Origin of the sequence: Inquilinus sp. CAU 1745 (genome assembly GCF_039839375.1) — a bacterium.
GTDB lineage: Bacteria > Pseudomonadota > Alphaproteobacteria > DSM-16000 > Inquilinaceae > JBDOQU01.
The window spans coordinates 85,755-102,777 of the sequence record NZ_JBDOQU010000012.1; the positions used below are offsets into that span (position 1 = coordinate 85,755).

At 65.6% G+C, this 17,023-nt stretch carries 14 protein-coding genes; 7 read left to right on the plus strand and 7 right to left on the minus strand.

Annotated elements, in window-relative coordinates; translation table 11 throughout:
• The first annotated feature begins 49 nt into the window (after window positions 1-49).
• From AAFN89_RS14565 to AAFN89_RS14575, 3 genes are all read left to right on the plus strand, one after another.
• Window positions 50-2,113, plus strand: a complete 2,064-nt coding sequence (locus AAFN89_RS14565) for an elongation factor G (RefSeq protein WP_347539801.1) — start codon at window positions 50-52, stop codon at window positions 2,111-2,113.
• A 142-nt stretch (window positions 2,114-2,255) separates the two neighbouring features.
• Window positions 2,256-3,311 (plus strand): DUF898 family protein, encoded by a 1,056-nt coding sequence (locus tag AAFN89_RS14570; protein WP_347539802.1) that lies wholly within the window; start codon window positions 2,256-2,258, stop codon window positions 3,309-3,311.
• 141 nt (window positions 3,312-3,452) lie between these two features.
• Window positions 3,453-4,547 carry a M48 family metallopeptidase gene (locus tag AAFN89_RS14575; protein ID WP_347539803.1) on the plus strand — a complete coding sequence of 365 codons (1,095 nt, stop codon included), beginning with the start codon at window positions 3,453-3,455 and terminating at the stop codon, window positions 4,545-4,547.
• A gap of 347 nt (window positions 4,548-4,894) precedes the next feature.
• Here the strand turns inward: AAFN89_RS14575 and AAFN89_RS14580 are convergent, their stop codons facing one another.
• The 6 genes from AAFN89_RS14580 to AAFN89_RS14605 form a co-directional block, all read right to left on the minus strand.
• Window positions 4,895-5,395, minus strand: coding sequence for a PAS domain-containing protein (locus AAFN89_RS14580; protein WP_347539804.1), 501 nt, complete (start codon window positions 5,393-5,395; stop codon window positions 4,895-4,897).
• A 784-nt stretch (window positions 5,396-6,179) separates the two neighbouring features.
• Window positions 6,180-7,070: a LysR family transcriptional regulator gene (locus tag AAFN89_RS14585; protein WP_347539805.1), complete on the minus strand. Its 891-nt coding sequence runs from the start codon at window positions 7,068-7,070 to the stop codon at window positions 6,180-6,182.
• Window positions 7,071-7,250: 180 nt separating this feature from the next.
• Window positions 7,251-8,255: a thioredoxin-disulfide reductase gene (gene trxB / locus AAFN89_RS14590; RefSeq protein WP_347539806.1), complete on the minus strand. Its 1,005-nt coding sequence runs from the start codon at window positions 8,253-8,255 to the stop codon at window positions 7,251-7,253.
• Between the two features lie 108 nt (window positions 8,256-8,363).
• Window positions 8,364-10,292 carry a hypothetical protein gene (locus tag AAFN89_RS14595; protein WP_347539807.1) on the minus strand — a complete coding sequence of 643 codons (1,929 nt, stop codon included), beginning with the start codon at window positions 10,290-10,292 and terminating at the stop codon, window positions 8,364-8,366.
• A 46-nt stretch (window positions 10,293-10,338) separates the two neighbouring features.
• On the minus strand, window positions 10,339-10,962 hold the full coding sequence (locus tag AAFN89_RS14600) for a 2OG-Fe(II) oxygenase (protein ID WP_347539809.1): 624 nt from the start codon (window positions 10,960-10,962) through the stop codon (window positions 10,339-10,341).
• 60 nt (window positions 10,963-11,022) lie between these two features.
• Window positions 11,023-12,030 carry a mitochondrial fission ELM1 family protein gene (locus AAFN89_RS14605; RefSeq protein ID WP_347539810.1) on the minus strand — a complete coding sequence of 336 codons (1,008 nt, stop codon included), beginning with the start codon at window positions 12,028-12,030 and terminating at the stop codon, window positions 11,023-11,025.
• Window positions 12,031-12,200: 170 nt separating this feature from the next.
• Here AAFN89_RS14605 and AAFN89_RS14610 point away from each other — a divergent pair, with 170 nt between their 5' ends.
• The gene (locus AAFN89_RS14610) at window positions 12,201-12,713 is read left to right on the plus strand and encodes an Lrp/AsnC family transcriptional regulator (protein ID WP_347539811.1); all 513 of its coding nucleotides are present in this window, start codon (window positions 12,201-12,203) and stop codon (window positions 12,711-12,713) included.
• 107 nt (window positions 12,714-12,820) lie between these two features.
• Here the strand turns inward: AAFN89_RS14610 and AAFN89_RS14615 are convergent, their stop codons facing one another.
• On the minus strand, window positions 12,821-13,168 hold the full coding sequence (locus tag AAFN89_RS14615) for a GFA family protein (RefSeq protein WP_347539812.1): 348 nt from the start codon (window positions 13,166-13,168) through the stop codon (window positions 12,821-12,823).
• A gap of 163 nt (window positions 13,169-13,331) precedes the next feature.
• Here AAFN89_RS14615 and AAFN89_RS14620 point away from each other — a divergent pair, with 163 nt between their 5' ends.
• The 3 genes from AAFN89_RS14620 to clpA all read left to right on the plus strand — a co-directional run bounded on the left by AAFN89_RS14620 (window position 13,332) and on the right by clpA (window position 16,919).
• Window positions 13,332-14,060, plus strand: coding sequence for a hypothetical protein (locus tag AAFN89_RS14620; protein WP_347539813.1), 729 nt, complete (start codon window positions 13,332-13,334; stop codon window positions 14,058-14,060).
• Between the two features lie 198 nt (window positions 14,061-14,258).
• Window positions 14,259-14,585, plus strand: a complete 327-nt coding sequence (gene clpS, locus AAFN89_RS14625) for an ATP-dependent Clp protease adapter ClpS (RefSeq protein ID WP_347539814.1) — start codon at window positions 14,259-14,261, stop codon at window positions 14,583-14,585.
• A 30-nt stretch (window positions 14,586-14,615) separates the two neighbouring features.
• On the plus strand, window positions 14,616-16,919 hold the full coding sequence (clpA, locus tag AAFN89_RS14630) for an ATP-dependent Clp protease ATP-binding subunit ClpA (protein ID WP_347539816.1): 2,304 nt from the start codon (window positions 14,616-14,618) through the stop codon (window positions 16,917-16,919).
• Window positions 16,920-17,023 lie beyond the last annotated feature (104 nt).

Below are 17,023 nucleotides of genomic sequence, written 5' to 3' on the forward strand. Positions count from 1 at the left end.
ACAGGGGCGCGCTGGCGCACTCCCGGACAACGAACATCCGGAGGCGCACATGACCAGTACCCAGGAGACACGCCCGGCAGGAAGACCGGGAACGCCCCGCTGCGTGGCCATCGTCGGGCCGCAGGCGTCGGGCAAGACCTCCCTTATGGAAGCGTTGCTGGCGGCGACAGGCGCGACGCCGCGCAGGGGCAGCGTGAAGGATGGCAGCACCGTCGGCGATTCCTCCGAGGAGGCGCGGGCGCGGCAGATGTCGACGGAACTGTCGATCGCGCATTTCACCTATCTCGACGATCCCTGGACGGTGCTGGACTGCCCGGGATCGGTGGAGCTGGCGCAGGAAAGCGCCGGACCGCTGATGGTCGCCGACGCGGCGATCGTGGTCTGCGAGCCCGACGCGGCGAAGGTCCTGGTGCTGGGCCCGGTGCTCAGGACGCTGGATGAGCTGGGCGTCCCCCATATGCTGTTCGTCAACAAGATGGACACCGGGGACACCCGCCTCAGGGATCTCATGGGCAGCCTCCAGGCCGTCTCCGCGCGGCCGCTGGCGCTGCGCCAGGTGCCGATCCGGACTTCCGGCGACGGCGGCGAGGCGGTGACCGGCTATGTCGACCTGGTGTCGGAGCGCGCCTACCGCTACCGGCCCGGCGCGCCGTCCGACCTGATCGAACTGCCGGCCGCGGTCCAGGACCGGGAGCAGGAGGCGCGGCAGGAACTGCTGGAGATTCTGGCGGATTTCGACGACGGCCTGCTGGAGCAGCTTCTGGAGGATGTCCAGCCGGCGCGCCAGGATATCTACGAGCAGATGGCGAAGGATGTCGCCGGCGACCTGGTGGTCCCGGTGCTTCTGGGATCGGCCGCGCAGGGATTCGGAATCAACCGGCTGCTGAAGGCGCTGCGTCATGATGTTCCCGCGCCCGACCGGACGGCGGCGCGCCTCGCCGTGCCGGAGGGCGAGACGGTCCTTCAGATATTCAAGACACTCCACGCTCCCCATACCGGCAAGATGTCCCACGCCCGGGTCTGGCGGGGCGCCGTGGCCGACGGGATGACCTTCGGCGACCATAAGGTCAGCGGCCTCTACGGCATCCAGGGCGGCGCGCACGCCAAGACCGCGAAAGCGGGGGAGGGCGAGGTCGTGGCGCTCGGCCGGATGGACGGCGTCTCCACCGGAGACCTGCTGACGCCGGCCGGCGCCGCCCGCTCCGAACTGTGGGCCGACCCGCCGCCGCCGGTCTATACGCTGGCCATCGCGGCGGAGAACCGGAACGACGAGGTCAAGCTGTCGGCCGCGCTCGCCAAGCTGTCGGAGGAAGACCCGTCATTGAGCTACGGCCATGATCCGGACACGGGCGAGATGACGGTGAGCGGGCAGGGCGACATCCATCTGCAGATCGCGCTGGAGCGGCTGGCCCGGAAGGGCAATGTCGCGGTCGGCGGCCGCCGGCCGCAGGTGCCCTACAAGGAAACGATCCGCCACAAGGTGAGCCAGCATGCGCGGTTCAAGCGCCAGTCGGGCGGGCACGGCCAGTTCGCCGACGTGAATGTGGACATAGCGCCGCTGCCGCGCGGCCGTGGTTTCCGCTATGGCGACAGCATCGTCGGCGGGGCCGTGCCGCGCAATTTCATCCCGGCGGTGGAGGCGGGGGTGCGCGACTACATGTCCCGCGGGCCGCTCGGCTTCCCGGTGGTCGACATCTCCGTCACCCTGACGAACGGGCAGTACCATCAGGTGGATTCGTCCGAACAGGCGTTCCGCACCGCCGGGCGCATGGCGATGAGCGACGGGCTGCCCCAGGGCGGGCCGGTCCTGCTGGAGCCGATCTGCGAGATCGCGATCCAGGTGCCCAGCGAATACACTCCCAAGGCGCAGCGGCTGCTGTCGTCGCGTCGCGGCCAGATCCTGGGCTTCGACGCCCGGCCCGGCTGGGAAGGTTGGGACGAGATCCGCGCCTACCTGCCGCAGGAGGCGGTCCACGACCTGATCATAGAACTGCGCTCCCTGACCCAGGGCATCGGCACCTTCACCACGCGCTTCGACCATCTGGCGGAACTGACGGGCAAGGCCGCCGACCGGGTGGTGGAGATGCGGCAGGCGGCGGTCGCGGCGCAGTAGCCTTCACAGCCCTTCCCGGAAGAAGCCGCCGCAACCTCGGCGGCTTTTTTCGTGGGCGGGTTGCACGCCTTAGTAAGATGTTAAGGCGGCCCATCGCTTCTGATCCTTATCGAAAGATTGGAGGTCAGGAGGACCCTTAGTGATGACAGACGCCACGTTCGACGCCGTTTCCGCCGCCCCGCCGGAGGATACGGCCGGATCGGTCATCTTCACCGCCTATCGCGGCCCCTTGGCGAAGCTGGCTGTGAAGACCGTGCTCTTGTCCATCGTCACGCTCGGCTTCTATCGCTTCTGGGGCAAGACCGCGATCCGGCGCTTCCTGTGGGGGAATATCTCCATCGCCGGCGACCGGCTGGAATATACCGGCACGGCGAAGGAACTGCTGATCGGCTTCCTGATCGCGATCGTCCTCCTGGCGCCGCTTTTCGCAATGCCCTACGTGCTGGGCTATCTGGTGGCCGACGAGACGTTGCTGGGTCTGCTTGGTTCCCTGAACACGATGGTCCTCCTTTTCCTCGTCCAGGTCGCGATCTACCGGGCGCGGCGATACAAGCTGAGCCGGACGCAATGGCGCGGCGTACGGTTCGACCAGAGCGGGCGGGCGTTAGACTACGCCCGTATGGCGATGGTGAGCGCTGGCGTCGTGATGATTACGCTCGGTCTCGCCTATCCGTGGCAGCGCGTGCGTTTGCAGCGCTACCGGACCGGCAACACCTGGTTCGGTGACGAACGCGCCTCGCTTGAGGCCACGGCCACGCGGTTGATGCCGACGTGGCTAATTGTCTGGGGACTGGCGGTCGCCACTGTGATCCTCTCTATTCTGCTTACCGACATCCATCAGAATGGCGACGACTGGCTCGGCGGCCAGAGCATCCTGACCTTGGCGTGCGGGCTGGGAACCACCATTGCCTTCGTCCGGTATCACGTGGTCGAGTTCCGTTACTTCGTGGAATCGACGCGGTTCCTGAATCTGCGAGTAACGTCGAGGTTGGCATCTTATAAGATTGTATTCATTTATGCGATGTCTCCAATATTATATATTATAACTATATCGATATGCGCTGTAATATTATTTCGTGTGGATTACTGGTTCAATCCAGGGGCAATACCAACAAAATCGGAAATGTTGTTGTTAGTAATTTCATGGGGTTTGTCTGTGTTAGGTGGTTATTTTGTCGTATCTCTCGTCTGGGTGTAATATCAAACCAACAAAGTAGTCTGTGCCTCACTCTCCATCCGCAACCTCCATTCGGTCGAGGCGGTGCTGAGGAGCGACAGGCCCGGCCCGGCCCATGGCGAAGGGCTGGCCGACGCTCTGGATGTGGGCGGCTTCTGACCCATGGGCCCGTTCCCGGCACGCTACAATGACGGTCTTGTCGCCCGCACCCGTCCCATACTGGTGGAGATCGCGCCGGACGGCCTGACGCTGAGGAGCGAGGAAGGCTTCCAGGAACACTGGCCCGCCGCCGCCATAAGGGCGGTCGACCTGCCGGCCAGGCCGGGGCCAGTGGTGCTGTCCCGCGAAGGCCAGCCGGGCTGCCGGCTAGTCTTCGACGATCCCGTCGCCCATGACGCGCTCCGCCGTCACCTGCCCGATCTCTGGCGCCGGACGGAGAAGGACCACCGAGCCGTCTGGCGCGTCGCCGGCTGGGGTATGGCGGCCGCCGCGGCAATCCTGCTGATCGTGCTGGTGATGATCCCGCGCTTCGCCGTACAGGCCGCGGCGGCGATGCCCGAAAGCTGGGAGAGGCAGTTGGGCGCGCGTGTCGCGGGCCGGCTCGTCTGGCTGCTGGCGCAGGGGGAGAGTAGCGCGGCCGGCCCGGCGGAATGCGCCGATCCGGCGATGCGGGAGGCGATGGACGGGATCGTTCGCCGGTTGGCGGAAGACAAGGCGCATGCCTACACAATCCACATCGCCAACGCCGACCTCGTCAACGCCTTCGCCCTGCCGGGCGGGCATATCCTGATGCCGAAGGGGATGATCGAGTTCGCCGGCTCGCCGGAGGCGCTGGCCGGCATTCTGGCGCATGAGATCGGCCATGCCGCGCTCAACCACCCGACGGAGGCCGCCATCCGCACCGGCGCGACCGGCATCCTGCTGGGGCTGGTGGTTGGCGATTTCGCAGGCGGCGCGGCGATGCTGGCGGTCGGCCAGCGGATGCTGGACGCCAGCTATTCGCGGGAGGCCGAACTGGCCGCCGACGCCTTTGCCATCGACCTCATGAAAGGGGCCGACGTCCCGCTGGAGCCCTCGGCGGCGCTGTTCGACCGGCTGGCGGAGAAGGAGGGCGATACAATGGAAGCGCTCTCCTTCCTCTCCACCCACCCCGACACGCGGTCGCGGGCCGATGCGCTGAGGCGGGCCGCGACGGAGGAGAGTGGAATATCCATCCTGACCGACACCGAATGGCGGGCGCTTCGCGACCGGTGCTGAAGGGCGTCCTTATGTCTCGGCTGCGACAGGCGCGGGGGATGGCCTGGATCGAAGCCGCAGGCCATGTGAATGCAGACCCACGAAAAGACGGCCTGGATGCTCCGCAGCATGCTGGCGTGACTTCCGGTCCGCCCCGCGTGGCGGGCCTTCGAACCATGCGCCCGCGCCCTTCCAAAGACTGTCATGCTGGACTTGATCCAGCATCCATGCGGCCTCGAAACCTGCCTGAGCGGCGTCCGGGCTTCGCCGTCAGTGAAACGGCGACGGCCCATGGATTCCGGATCAAGTCCGGAATGACTTCAAAGTGTTAATGAAGGAGTCCCGCCCGATGCGTCGGGCGTCGGGCGTCAGGCGCTGCCCTGCGCGCTCGACACGGTGTCGAAGTTTGTGAAGCCCAGGATCTTCGTTACCTCGTCATTGTCGTTGGCCAGCGGCAGGAAGAGGGAGAAGAAGCTGACATGCCGGCGGTCCTGCCAGTCCAGCGTGCCGACGGAGATTGCGGTCGCCGGTCCGCCGACGAGTTCGCGCCAGATCGAGCCGAGCTCGCTCGCATGGCAGCCGAGCGCGGAGGTTTCCGAAAGAAGCTCCCCCGTCATATCCGCCTGAAGCATCTCCGCGACCATCGTGCCGACGAGGGTGAAGCGGAAATCTTGGCTGCCCGGCAACATGTCGACCATCATCAGGCGGCCGAGCCAGGGACGGAGCTTCGCCACATCGATATCTCGTCGCCGCGGCGGGCGGCGATCGCCGGCATGGTCGCGCCATAGGTCGAACAGTTCACCGGCGCGGCCCGAAAGGGGCGGGTTCTCGCCGAACCCGTGGATGTCGTACCGCCAGCCTTGCGCCATTCGTTCCCTCCGTCGCCGCCGGGCTGGTCCTTCGGAAGTAACCGCCCGGTCACTTTTCGCGCGGCTTTATATGAGTCCCGGCGAATGTTGCACAAGCGAAACGCCTGCTATGCTGCGTTGCAACAATCGCATGGGGCGCGGCAAGCCATAATCATTCTAGGAAATAGCGATCGGCCCGCCGGGCCCGTTCCGGCGAAGATGATCGAACGCGGCTGGTGAGACCGTCGAGCCATGCAGTCGCTGACGCCAGAAAAAGCTCGTCATGCTTGGCTTGATCAAGCATCCATACGCCGCCCGCCTTAAACATGGTCGGTGTTTCATCTTCGCCGGCGGCGCGGCGTCGACGGCCAATGGATTCCGGATCAAGTCCGGAATGACCAATCAGGCGGGGGTCCGCCTCCCCTCATGATGAGCCTGTCGCCCCCCAGTTTACGTTAGGCGCAAAAAAACGCCGGGCACAGGGCCCGGCGAGTTGAACAGGGAGGCTTCACGTCTGGGAGACGTAGGACCCGATGAGAAACCGGGCCCTCAACCCCGAACCGAAGTTCGGAGGAAACGGACGTTGCTGCAATGCAGCGCGGTCATGAACAGTAAATAGTCATATGCCGTCTTTGTGCCATGCATAAAATCGTGACGCATCCATGCGCGCACTGCATGGCTTTCGAGTTATGCGTTTTCTCACATCTTTATCAATGGCTTATGCCAATTTTGCCACGGCTTTAGACGGTGCCGTAAATGACGTGCGTCACAGTTTTCTAATATGCGTGCTTAAGGAAAATAAGCGTCAAAATTTACTTTCCGCCACCTTCTTGACCAGGAAGTCGCGGAAGACGGCGATGCGCTTGGAGTGGCGAAGCTCCTCGGCATAGACGAAATAGCACTCGGTCGAGGGGCCGGCGACGTCGGGAAGGACCTTCACGACGTTGAGGTTCTGGTCGACCATGAAGTCCGGCAGGGCGGCGAGGCCGAGGCCGCTGCGCACCGCCCGGTAGAGGGCGTACTGGTTGTTGACGCGCAGGACGATGTTGGGGTCGATCGGCGTCCGGCCGGCGATGTCCAGCAGCCAGTTCACATTCTCCACCGGCGCGCGGGAATCGGTGCCGTAGATGATCAGGTCGTGCTCCTTGAGGTCATCGACCGATTGCGGGATGCCCCGCCGCTTCAGATAATCGACGGAGCCGTAGATATGGAACCGCACCGTCATCAGGTGGCGCTGGATCAGGTCCGGCTGGCGCGGCGCGGTCATGCGAATGGCGATGTCCGCCGCGCGCATGCCGAGGTCCAACTCGCTGTCGTCCAGCAGGAGCGTCAACGCCACTTCCGGATGAATCTGCAGGAATTCCCGCACCCGCGGAGTCAGCCAAGTGGAGCCGTAGGCGACCGTGGTCGTCACCTTCAGCGGGCCGCGCGCCATCTCCCGGCTTTCGGTGAGTTGGGCTTCGGTCATCGACAGCTTGGAGAAGACGTCGCGGGCCGTCTTGAACAGGAGCTCCCCCTGCTCCGTCAGGATCAGGCCGCGCGCATGGCGGTGGAACAGCGGTACGTTGAGGCTTTCCTCAAGCGCGCTGATCTGCCGGCTGACCGCCGACTGGCTCAGATTCAGCTTGTCCCCCGCGTGGGTGAAGCTTCCCGCTTCGGCCACCGCATGGAACACCCGCAGCTTGTCCCAGTCCATCCTTCCTCCCCGAAGGCCACCTCGCTAGGTCGGGCGGCCGAACCTCTCCCCAAGGCCCACCCCGCGCCGCCGTCGGGAGCTATCCCCACCCCCGGCGGACTTTCATCATAGCACGCGCGCCACAGTGTTGCGGTTCAGCCGCACCGGCGCAACCGCCGTGAGGCCGTAGCCCGCATTTAGTCACTCCCCGGCAATGGCGACGGCCGGTTCGCGGCCCTCAAGCTGGGGCGTCGCGTCGAACTGCTCATGCTCAGCCAGGAATTTCTCGGCCTCCAGGGCGGCCATGCAGCCCATCCCGGCGGCGGTTACCGCCTGGCGGTAGATCTTGTCCTTCACGTCGCCGGCGGCGAAGATTCCCGGAATGTCCGTGGCGGTCGAATCGGGGGCGGTGACGATATAGCCTTCCTCGTCCATCGCGAGTTTGCCCTTGAAGACCGCCGTCGCCGGATCGTGCCCGATGGCGACGAAGAAGCCTTCCACCGGCAGGTCCCGGAGGGCGTTCGTCTTGACGTTCCGCAGGCGCAGGCCGGAAACCGCTTCCGGCTCGCCGCCGCCCAGCACCTCCTCCACCACGCTGTCCCAGATCATCTCGATCTTCGGGTGGCGGAACAGCCGGTCCTGCATGACCTTTTCCGCCCGCAGGCTGTCGCGGCGATGGATCAGCCAGACCTTCGTGGCGTGGTTGGTGAGGTAGAGCGCTTCCTCGACGGCCGTGTTGCCGCCGCCGACGATCGCTACCTCCTTGCCGCGGAAGAAGAAACCGTCGCAGGTGGCGCAGGCCGATACGCCCTTGCCCTGCAACCGCTGCTCGCTCTCCAACCCCAGCCAGCGGGCCTGGGCGCCGGTGGCGATGATGACGGAATCCGCGAGATAGATGTCGCCGCCATCGCTGACGCAGCGAAAGGGCCGGCTGGCGAAGTCGACCTCCGTGATCAGGTCGAACCGCAGATCCGTCCCGCAATTGCGCGCCTGCTCGGCCATCTGCTCCATCAGCCACGGCCCCTGGATCGCCTCGGCGAACCCGGGATAGTTCTCGACATCGGTGGTGATGGTGAGCTGCCCGCCCGGCTGCATGCCCTGCACCATGATCGGCGCCAGATTGGCGCGCGCGGCGTAGATCGCGGCCGTGTAGCCGGCCGGCCCGGAGCCGATGATGAGAACCTTGGTGCGGATGGTCTGGGGCATGGAAACGGCTTTCGCGGGGATGGTGTCTTGAGCGGCGTCTCTCAAAGATAGGCGAGCCTGCTCCCCGCCTCAAGATATAGGGGCGCGGACCCGGAGGGTCCGGCCGATCTAGAATCCGAACATATGGTCCAGGCTGAACGATACGTCGCCGTTCATCAGCCCGTGATAGCCGAACAGCCGGCAGGTCGTGTCGCGCACGATGACGTAGGCATGGTCGCCGGCGCGGGCCAGTTCGTCCTTCTCGAACGTCTCGCTGACCTTGAAGAAGTGCGATCCGCTGCACGGGATGGCGACCGCGCGGGACGCGATCTCCGTCCCCTCGCGGTCGTGGAGGATCAGATGGGTGTCGGAGGTCGCATGCCAGGGCGTGGAGGCGGCGTAGATCAGATGGCAGATCGTGTCGTGCCCGTTGACGCCCAGCCGCAGGAAGAGGCGCGTCGTCAGCCCCGGGGGCCGGCCGGCATAGCTTTGCGGCTCGTTCTTGTAGACGAGCGCCGTGTTGAAGATATGCGCGCCGAAGCTGGTCTCCGCCGCATGGCCGGACTTCATGTCCTCATAGCGGAACAGGCCGTGGAGCCAGCCATCGGCCTCGCCGCCCTCGGCGAAATCGTAGATCAGCTCCATATGGCCGAACCCGGACGGCAGCGCCGCGCCCACGTCTTCCAGCAGCTCCGCCGCGTCGAAGGCGACGGATTGGGCGCGGTCCAGCTTGCCCAGCGGCCGGTGGAGCATTTCCCGTCCGCCCGCGTCGTAGACGATCGCCGCCAGCGGCAAATTGGCCTGGGCCGTCGACATCGGCGTCGGCAGCGCGATCGACCGGAAGCGATCGGCCGGCAGGATCGGGGCCGGCAGCAGGAAGCCCTTGCCCATCAGATTGCCGATCTCCGCGATCGACGGGTCGGGCTTCAGGTCGATGCGCTCCACATTGACATGGGCCATGCGCCGACGGCCGGCCGTCCCGTTGGGCGCGGTCACGACCTCATAGCGCGGGCGGACGAAATGCTTGCCGGCCTGGATCTCGATCTGCTGCGGCCAGCGCGCGTCGGGCAGCAGGTCGGCCGCGCTCAGCGCGTAGGTGCCGAAGGGCGGGATCTCGCGGTCGAGCCAGCTTATCTCCGGCGACCCCATCAGATTGAGGCCGACGCCGCCGCGCGGGATGGGGCAGGGATGGCTGTTCTGGACCCAGAGGATGACCTGCTCGCCCTCCTTGGGCGCGGGCAGGCCGGCATAGAGATCGGCCGGCCAGGCGTTGGCGTCGTGCGTGCAGGACAAGACGTCGTCGCTGTCGCCATAGGTGTCCAGCGCGTATTTGACGATGTCGTGCCCGGCCGCGCCGATGATGTGGACGAACATCTGCCCCGTCACCGGCCGGTCCAGCCCCAGCTTTGCCGCGATCTCCGCGCTGTCGAAGACGACCGTGCCGGCGGGGCCGGGAAGCTCTTCCGTCCAGGTCCCGACCACGGAGCCGGCCTCGTCGAACAGGCACAGCCAGGCCTTCGGGTCCTTCGCGCCGTACATGCTCCAGTAATTCGCGGTGACGACCCGGCTATGATGGCCGTCGCCATCGCGGAAGAAGGCGAAGTTGGTCGCGAAATTGAGCGGCACCAGATAGGCGCGCCGGTTCGTCAGCATCTCGTCCGGCAGGCGCATGGCGTCCAGCGTCACGACCTCCGTCCCCTCCGGGATCAGATGACGGATCTGGGCCGTCAGCCGGTCGGCGTCGAAGGCGACGACGAAGATCGTGCGCGCGCCGCTTCCGGACAGTTCGGTGACCGGCCGCGCCTTCAGCCCCAGCCGCTCGCTGCCGATCTTCTCGATATCCTGGACGAACACACCCGCCGGCCTGAAACCGCTGAGGTCGAAGAAGGCGGCGAAGCCCTCCAGCATGTCGTTGGGATCATATACCGCGACCGAGCCGTCCTCGCTGAGGCGGCGGGCCAGCGCCCGGCCGGCCTCGGCGGCCAATGGGTGTCCCAGCGCCTTGAAATAGGTGCTGCCGCCCGTGACGTTGCTGAAGGTCTGGATGTTGAGAGCCATTGGCGGAACCGATCGTCTTTGGGCGGGAAGCGGCGGAAGGAAGGCGTCAGCCGAAGGGGTTCAGCTTCTTCAATTTGGCGGAGAGGCGATGGCGCGCCTGCTCGCGGCGCACGACCTCGTCATCCGTCACCCAGTTGAGTTGGATGGCCCGCCGGCGTCCTTCGTAGGAGCCGTGGCCGTGCCATGCATTGGGCGCGTTGCGGAAGGCCAGCAGCGTTCCTTCCTCCGGCGGCACCTCGGCGACCATGTCGTCCAGATTGTCGGGGGACCGCAGCAGCCGCAGCCGGCCGGAATCGCTCTCCCACTCGCCGTTGAGATAGATCAGGACGGTGATCAGCTTGGTGGTGCTGTCGGTATGGATCTGCCCGTCCTTCGCCCGGCACATCCCGCGGACGGTGACCATGGTCGGCCGGCCGGTCAGGTCCATGTCGAACTTCTCGGCGAAGGCGGCCGTCATTTCCGGCCCCTGGATCTCGTCCATCAGCCCCTTGAAGGCCGGGCCGAACTTCAGTTCTGAGGACGGGAAGCTGCCGGGCTTCGCGATCTCGGGGAAATCGCGGTGGATCGCCTCGCGGGCTTCGCCGCGCACGAACTGGGGCACGATCACATAATCGAACGGATCGCGGGAGAGGGGGGTGGCGCGGAACGCGTCCAGATCGATGGCGGTCATGAATAATCCTTCCACGCGAAAAAATGAGTACGCGGGGCAGTTTTGCAAGGCTTTGCCGATTTACGCCCTTTCGCGCCTTCCGTCCAACCCCTCCGCACCCTTTCGGACGGCGATGCGGCGCAGGATTTCCGCCGCCGCCATGGCGGTGTCGTCCAGCGGCTCATAGCTCCACTCTTCCAGCGGCCCGACGAAGGGCCGGGTGTAGCCCCGCTGCCGCATATTCTCGTGGAAGGCGCGGAACTTGTCCGATCCGCCCGCCATCTCGAAGACATGGATCGGCTTTCCCGTCATCGCCGCCTCGGACACCATGTTGACGCTGTCGGCGGTGACGATCACGGCGTCGGCCAGGGCCAGATAGCCGAAATAGGGGTTCTCCCCCGTTCCATCCCAGATTTCCGCCGGCAACCCCGCCAGGCGGTCGCGCAGGATGCGTTCGTTCTCTGCCCCGGTGCGGCGGCTGGTCGTGACCATCAGGCCGATCCCGCTCCGCGCCAGCGCCGCCAGCCGGTCGGCCAGCGCCGCCATGTCGGAGGCGTCGAACCGGAAGACTGCGTTGGGGCCGCCGATCAGCACCGCCGCGCGCGGCCGGGGCAGATGGTCCAGTCTCGGCCCGAACCGCTCCGCCGCCTCGGCAAGTTGCGCCCTTGTGACGCGGTTGGGCGCGCCCGTGGTGACGATGACGTTGGTCGCCTTCTCCCATTCCGGCCGCCAGTCGTGCCGGGGGGCGACCACCAGGTCGAAGTGGCCGGGGTCGATCACCGGGTCCTGGACATAGACCGTGAAGACGGCGCCGCCGGATTTCCGCCTGACCCGCAATGCCGGGACGACGGACTGGCGGCCGCAGGCGACGACGATGTCCGGCCATGGCGGCTCGATCGGGTCGCTCTCCGGCGCCATCGCCAGCAGGCCGCCCAGCCGCAGCCAGGGGCTCAACTGCCGCCAGGGCGTGCGCAGGGCGACGCGCTTGTCGATAACGGTCCGGGCGACGGATTCGGCCAAGGCCAGGCACTGGTTGATCATGCCTTGCTTGCCGTCGGTGAGAATCCAGCAGGTGGGGATTGAAGTCATGAACGGACGGTGATTTATGTGCGCCGCACTATGATCCTGGGTATTGGCGGGCGCAACCGCTCAACCAATATGGATCGGCAATATCTATAGGGGCGTTAAGACTTGCGTCCGCGCCGCGTTTGCGTAATATCCTTTCACAAAACTGGCACCTTACTTTCATGAGACAACCCATGCGTCGTGTTAAGCTGGATCGCATCGACCGCCGAATCCTGCGCGATCTCCAGGATGACGGCCGGATGACGAATGTGGAGCTGGCGCGGCGCGCCGGCATTTCCGCCCCTCCCTGCCTGCGGCGCGTCCGCGCGCTGGAGGAGGCGGGCTTCATCCGCGGCTACCATGCCGACATCCATGCCGAATCCCTTGGCTTCGGCGTCACCGTGTTCGCCCAGGTGGGTCTTTCCAGCCAGGCGGAGAGCGACCTGCGGCAGTTCGAATCGCTGGTCGCGACCTGGCCGCTGGTCCGCGAATGCCACATGCTGGCGGGCGAGACGGACTTCCTGCTGAAGGTGGTGGCGGAGGATTGGGACAGCTATCAGCGCTTCCTGACCACCCAGCTCACCGCCGCGCCGAACGTCAGCCACGTCAAATCCGCACTCGCCATCCGCACCGGCAAGGCCCTCCCCGGCGTCCCCATCGACGTCGAGGGCGGCCATGACGATCATGAGGAGGAGGGGGAGGAATAAGGGTACACCCCCTCACCCAACCCTCTCCCACAAGGGGAGAGGGCTACCAACTTACCCTCTCCCCTTGTGGGAGAGGGAGGGACCCGCGAAGCGGGAGGGTGAGGGGGTTAATGGCTCCTCCCATCCACCTGAACGATCTCTACGGCCGACCGGTCGAAATCTTCCAGGCAGCGGGCATTGATCGCCGCGACCTCGTTGCCGGACGGGTCCGTGCCGAAGGCGAAGGGCGCGCAGCCGCAGGTGGGGCAGAACTGGTGCGTGATGACGTGCTTGTTGAACTGGTAGCTGGTCAGGCCGGGCGAGGGCGTCGTGATGCGCAACGCGTCGCGTGGGCCGAACCAGAGGAGGAAACCCTTTCGGCTGCAATGGGAGCAGTTGCATTCCATCAGCCGGTCGATCTCGCCCTCGACCTCGAACGCCACGCGTCCGCAATGACAGCTCCCACGATGCGCCATGAAGTCCTCCCCGAAAGATCAAGCATCAATTCTGAGCAAAATTTGAAATAATTCAACGCTCTTCACCTTCGACTCTAGAAGAACTCTCGCCCGGCGGCAAACAACAGCGTCATTCTTCCGTCAGGACGGACGACGCCGGGGGAGGGGAGGCGCCGGGGAGGCTATGGTCTGGCTGATCAACATCATCGTCGGCGGGTTCGGCGGGTGCCTGCCGACCCTGTCACGAACGGCGGCCACCTTCGCCGCCGCGCCGGAGACGCCCATTCCGGGCGTCGGCTATCTGTTCGGGCTGCTGCTCTTCTTCCTGGTCGGCATGGGCATCTCCTTCGCGCTGAACCACAAGCGGGACGCCCGCCAGGCGCTGCTGCTGGGGATCGCCGCGCCGGGCATCATCACCAACATCGTGATGGGCGTGAACGACACCGGCTCCCTTTCCGCCGAGGCCTTCTCGACCCTGGCCGGGCAGGCCTACGCCCAGCCCGCCGAGCAGGGCAGGGTGATGCTCTACCAGCCGCCGGACGCCGTCTGGATGACCATCGACTCCAGGCTGGACAATCACGGCTATACCGGCTGGACCGGGCTCCACGACCAGCGGATATCGGTCTTCGCCATGGTCGACGGGGAGGAGTATCTGGTCGGCTACGCCCAGACGGAAGGCCCGACGGAGATCCTGATCCCCGACGCCGCGACCGCGCTGGTCTTCCGCACCGATGGAGACGTGACGACGGAGGTGCCGCTGTCGCCCCACGGGCCCGCCCGCTCCCTGATGCCGCCCCGGCTGGTGCTGCAATCGACCGTCAGCCCGGCCGGCGGCGATTTCGCCTGGGCGCTGGGGGCGAAGCGGCAGGGCCGCATCTCCGCGATGAGCGCGGGTTTCGCCGATCCGCAATAGCGACCGGGGCGGCCGGATATCCTTGAATCACCTCGCTTCCCGATCCATCTGGGTCGGGAAGACGATGGCTCGTGGCCCATCGCTTCCGCCATGGGGGCTTCCTTCCTGCCCCGGCGATCCAATATCATCCTTTAAGACAGACACACCACCGGATGGGCGGGTAAGATTGGTTTTCAGGCACGGGCTTGGCGTTCACGCATGAGCGACATCGAGAGAAATGGCGACGACGGGACGGGCACCGGCGTCATTGTCCAGCAGAAGCCGAAGACCAAGAAACCGGCGATGTACAAGGTCTTGATGCTGAATGACGACTACACGCCCATGGAGTTCGTCGTTCACGTCCTGGAGCGGTTCTTCAACAAGAACCGGGACGAGGCGACGCAGATCATGATGCATGTCCACCGCCGCGGGGTGGGCGTGTGCGGCGTCTTCACCTACGAGATCGCCGAGACCAAGGTGACGCAGGTCATGGACTTCGCTCGAAGGCACCAGCATCCTCTCCAATGCATTATGGAGAAGGATTGACATCCGCACGATGACTTAAGGGACGTTGGCATGCTCTCACGAAACCTCGAGCAGACCCTGCACCGGGCCCTGGCCCTCGCCAACGACCGGCGACACGAATATGCGACGCTGGAACACCTCCTGCTCGCCTTGTCGGAAGACCAGGACGCCATTGCCGTCATGCGCGCCTGCACGGTCGATATCGACCGGCTGCGCCAGGATCTGACCAAATATCTCGACACCGAACTCGCCAACCTGGTCACCGGGCGGGGCGAGGACGCGAAGCCGACGGCCGGCTTCCAGCGCGTGCTCCAGCGCGCGGCCATCCATGTCCAGTCGTCGGGCCGGGAGGAGGTGACGGGCGCCAACGTGCTGGTCGCGCTCTTCTCCGAACGGGAAAGCCACGCCGTCTATTTCCTGCAGGAGCAGGACATGACGCGGTTCGACGCCGTCAACTACATCTCCCACGGCATCGCCAAGACCGCCCAGCGCACCACGACGGAAACCCGGCGGGTATCCGGCGCGGACGAGGATTCGCAGGCGGAGAAGGTGGTCAAGAAGGGGACGGAAGCGCTCCAGGCCTATTGCGTCAACCTCAACGAGAAGGCGCTGAAGGGCAAGATCGACCCGCTGATCGGCCGCGAGTTGGAGATCGAGCGCACGATCCAGATCCTCTGCCGCCGGTCGAAGAACAACCCCCTCTATGTCGGCGATCCCGGCGTCGGCAAGACCGCCATCGCCGAGGGTCTGGCGAAGCGGATCGTCGATCTGGACGTGCCGCCGGTGCTGGCGGCGGCGACCATCTTCTCGCTCGACATGGGCGCTCTCCTGGCTGGCACCCGCTATCGCGGCGATTTCGAGGAGCGGCTGAAGGCCGTGCTGTCGGAACTGGAGGCGATGGATAATTCCGTCCTCTTCATCGACGAGATCCACACCGTGATCGGCGCCGGCGCGACCTCCGGCGGGGCGATGGACGCGTCCAACCTGCTGAAGCCGGCGCTGGCCTCGGGCGCGCTGCGCTGCATCGGGTCCACGACCTACAAGGAATACCGGAACTATTTCGAGAAGGACCGGGCGCTGGTCCGCCGCTTCCAGAAGATCGACGTGAACGAGCCTTCGGTGATCGACGCGATCAAGATCCTGGAGGGGCTGAAGCCCTATTACGAGAAGCACCACCATGTGCGCTACACCAAGGAGGCCATCCGCACGGCGGTGGAGCTGTCTGCGCGCTATATCGGCGACCGCAAGCTGCCGGACAAGGCGATCGACGTGATCGACGAGGTCGGCGCGGCGCAGATGCTGCTGCCGCCCTCGCGCCGGAAGAAGACGATCGGCGTCAAGGATGTGGAGAACGTGGTCTCCAAGATCGCGCGCATCCCGCCCAAGAGCGTCAGCCGCGACGACAAGGAGGTCCTGCGCGGCCTGGAGCGTGACCTGAAGACGCTGGTGTTCGGGCAGGAGAACGCGATCGACGCGCTGGCCTCGGCGATCAAGCTGGCCCGCGCCGGCTTGCGGGAGCCGGAGAAGCCGATCGGCAACTACCTCTTCTCCGGCCCCACGGGCGTCGGCAAGACGGAGGTGGCCCGCCAGCTCGCCCACGCTCTGGGGATCGAGCTGACGCGCTTCGACATGTCGGAATACATGGAACGGCATGCCGTCAGCCGGTTGATCGGCGCGCCGCCGGGCTATGTCGGCTTCGACCAGGGCGGCCTTCTGACCGATTCCGTCGACCAGCATCCCCATCAGGTGCTGCTGCTGGACGAGATCGAGAAGGCGCACCCGGACGTCTTCAACATCCTGCTGCAGGTGATGGATTACGGGAAGCTGACCGACCATAACGGCAAGTCCGTCGATTTCCGCAACGTCATCCTGATCATGACGACCAACGCCGGGGCCACCGATCTGGCGAAGAACGCCATCGGGTTCGAACGGTCCGACCGGGACGGCGAGGACCAGGAGGCGATCAACCGCCTGTTCACGCCGGAATTCCGCAACCGGCTGGATGCGATCATCCCCTTCGGCCACCTGACGCCGGAGATCGTCGGGCAGGTGGTGGACAAGTTCATCATCCAGCTCGAAACCCAGCTCGCCGACCGGCGGGTCACCATCGAACTGGATGACGACGCAAGGCAGTGGCTGGTCCGGAAGGGCTACGACAAGCTCTACGGCGCCCGCCCGCTCGCCCGCGTCATCCAGGAGCACATCAAGAAGCCGCTCGCCAACGAGCTTCTGTTCGGCAAGCTGGCCCAGGGCGGACCGGTGTGCATCGGCGTGGCGGACGACAAACTGACCTTCACCTATCCGGACGCCGACCAAGGCAACGCCCGTGAGAAGGAGCCCGAACTGGTCGAGTAGCTACCGAACGCCCCTCACCCTCCCGCTTCGCGGGTCCCTCCCTCTCCCCAACGGGGCGAGGGTAAAAGGTAGCCCTCTCCCCGCCGGGGAGAGGGCTGGGTGAG

Coding starts and splice junctions, on each gene's coding strand:
- AAFN89_RS14565 (WP_347539801.1), top strand. CDS start 50: ATGACCAGTACCCAGGAGACACGCCCGGCAGGAAGACCGGGAACGCCC.
- AAFN89_RS14570 (WP_347539802.1), top strand. CDS start 2,256: ATGACAGACGCCACGTTCGACGCCGTTTCCGCCGCCCCGCCGGAGGAT.
- AAFN89_RS14575 (WP_347539803.1), top strand. CDS start 3,453: ATGGGCCCGTTCCCGGCACGCTACAATGACGGTCTTGTCGCCCGCACC.
- AAFN89_RS14580 (WP_347539804.1), bottom strand. CDS start 5,395: ATGGCGCAAGGCTGGCGGTACGACATCCACGGGTTCGGCGAGAACCCG.
- AAFN89_RS14585 (WP_347539805.1), bottom strand. CDS start 7,070: ATGGACTGGGACAAGCTGCGGGTGTTCCATGCGGTGGCCGAAGCGGGA.
- trxB (WP_347539806.1), bottom strand. CDS start 8,255: ATGCCCCAGACCATCCGCACCAAGGTTCTCATCATCGGCTCCGGGCCG.
- AAFN89_RS14595 (WP_347539807.1), bottom strand. CDS start 10,292: ATGGCTCTCAACATCCAGACCTTCAGCAACGTCACGGGCGGCAGCACC.
- AAFN89_RS14600 (WP_347539809.1), bottom strand. CDS start 10,962: ATGACCGCCATCGATCTGGACGCGTTCCGCGCCACCCCCCTCTCCCGC.
- AAFN89_RS14605 (WP_347539810.1), bottom strand. CDS start 12,030: ATGACTTCAATCCCCACCTGCTGGATTCTCACCGACGGCAAGCAAGGC.
- AAFN89_RS14610 (WP_347539811.1), top strand. CDS start 12,201: ATGCGTCGTGTTAAGCTGGATCGCATCGACCGCCGAATCCTGCGCGAT.
- AAFN89_RS14615 (WP_347539812.1), bottom strand. CDS start 13,168: ATGGCGCATCGTGGGAGCTGTCATTGCGGACGCGTGGCGTTCGAGGTC.
- AAFN89_RS14620 (WP_347539813.1), top strand. CDS start 13,332: ATGGTCTGGCTGATCAACATCATCGTCGGCGGGTTCGGCGGGTGCCTG.
- clpS (WP_347539814.1), top strand. CDS start 14,259: ATGAGCGACATCGAGAGAAATGGCGACGACGGGACGGGCACCGGCGTC.
- clpA (WP_347539816.1), top strand. CDS start 14,616: ATGCTCTCACGAAACCTCGAGCAGACCCTGCACCGGGCCCTGGCCCTC.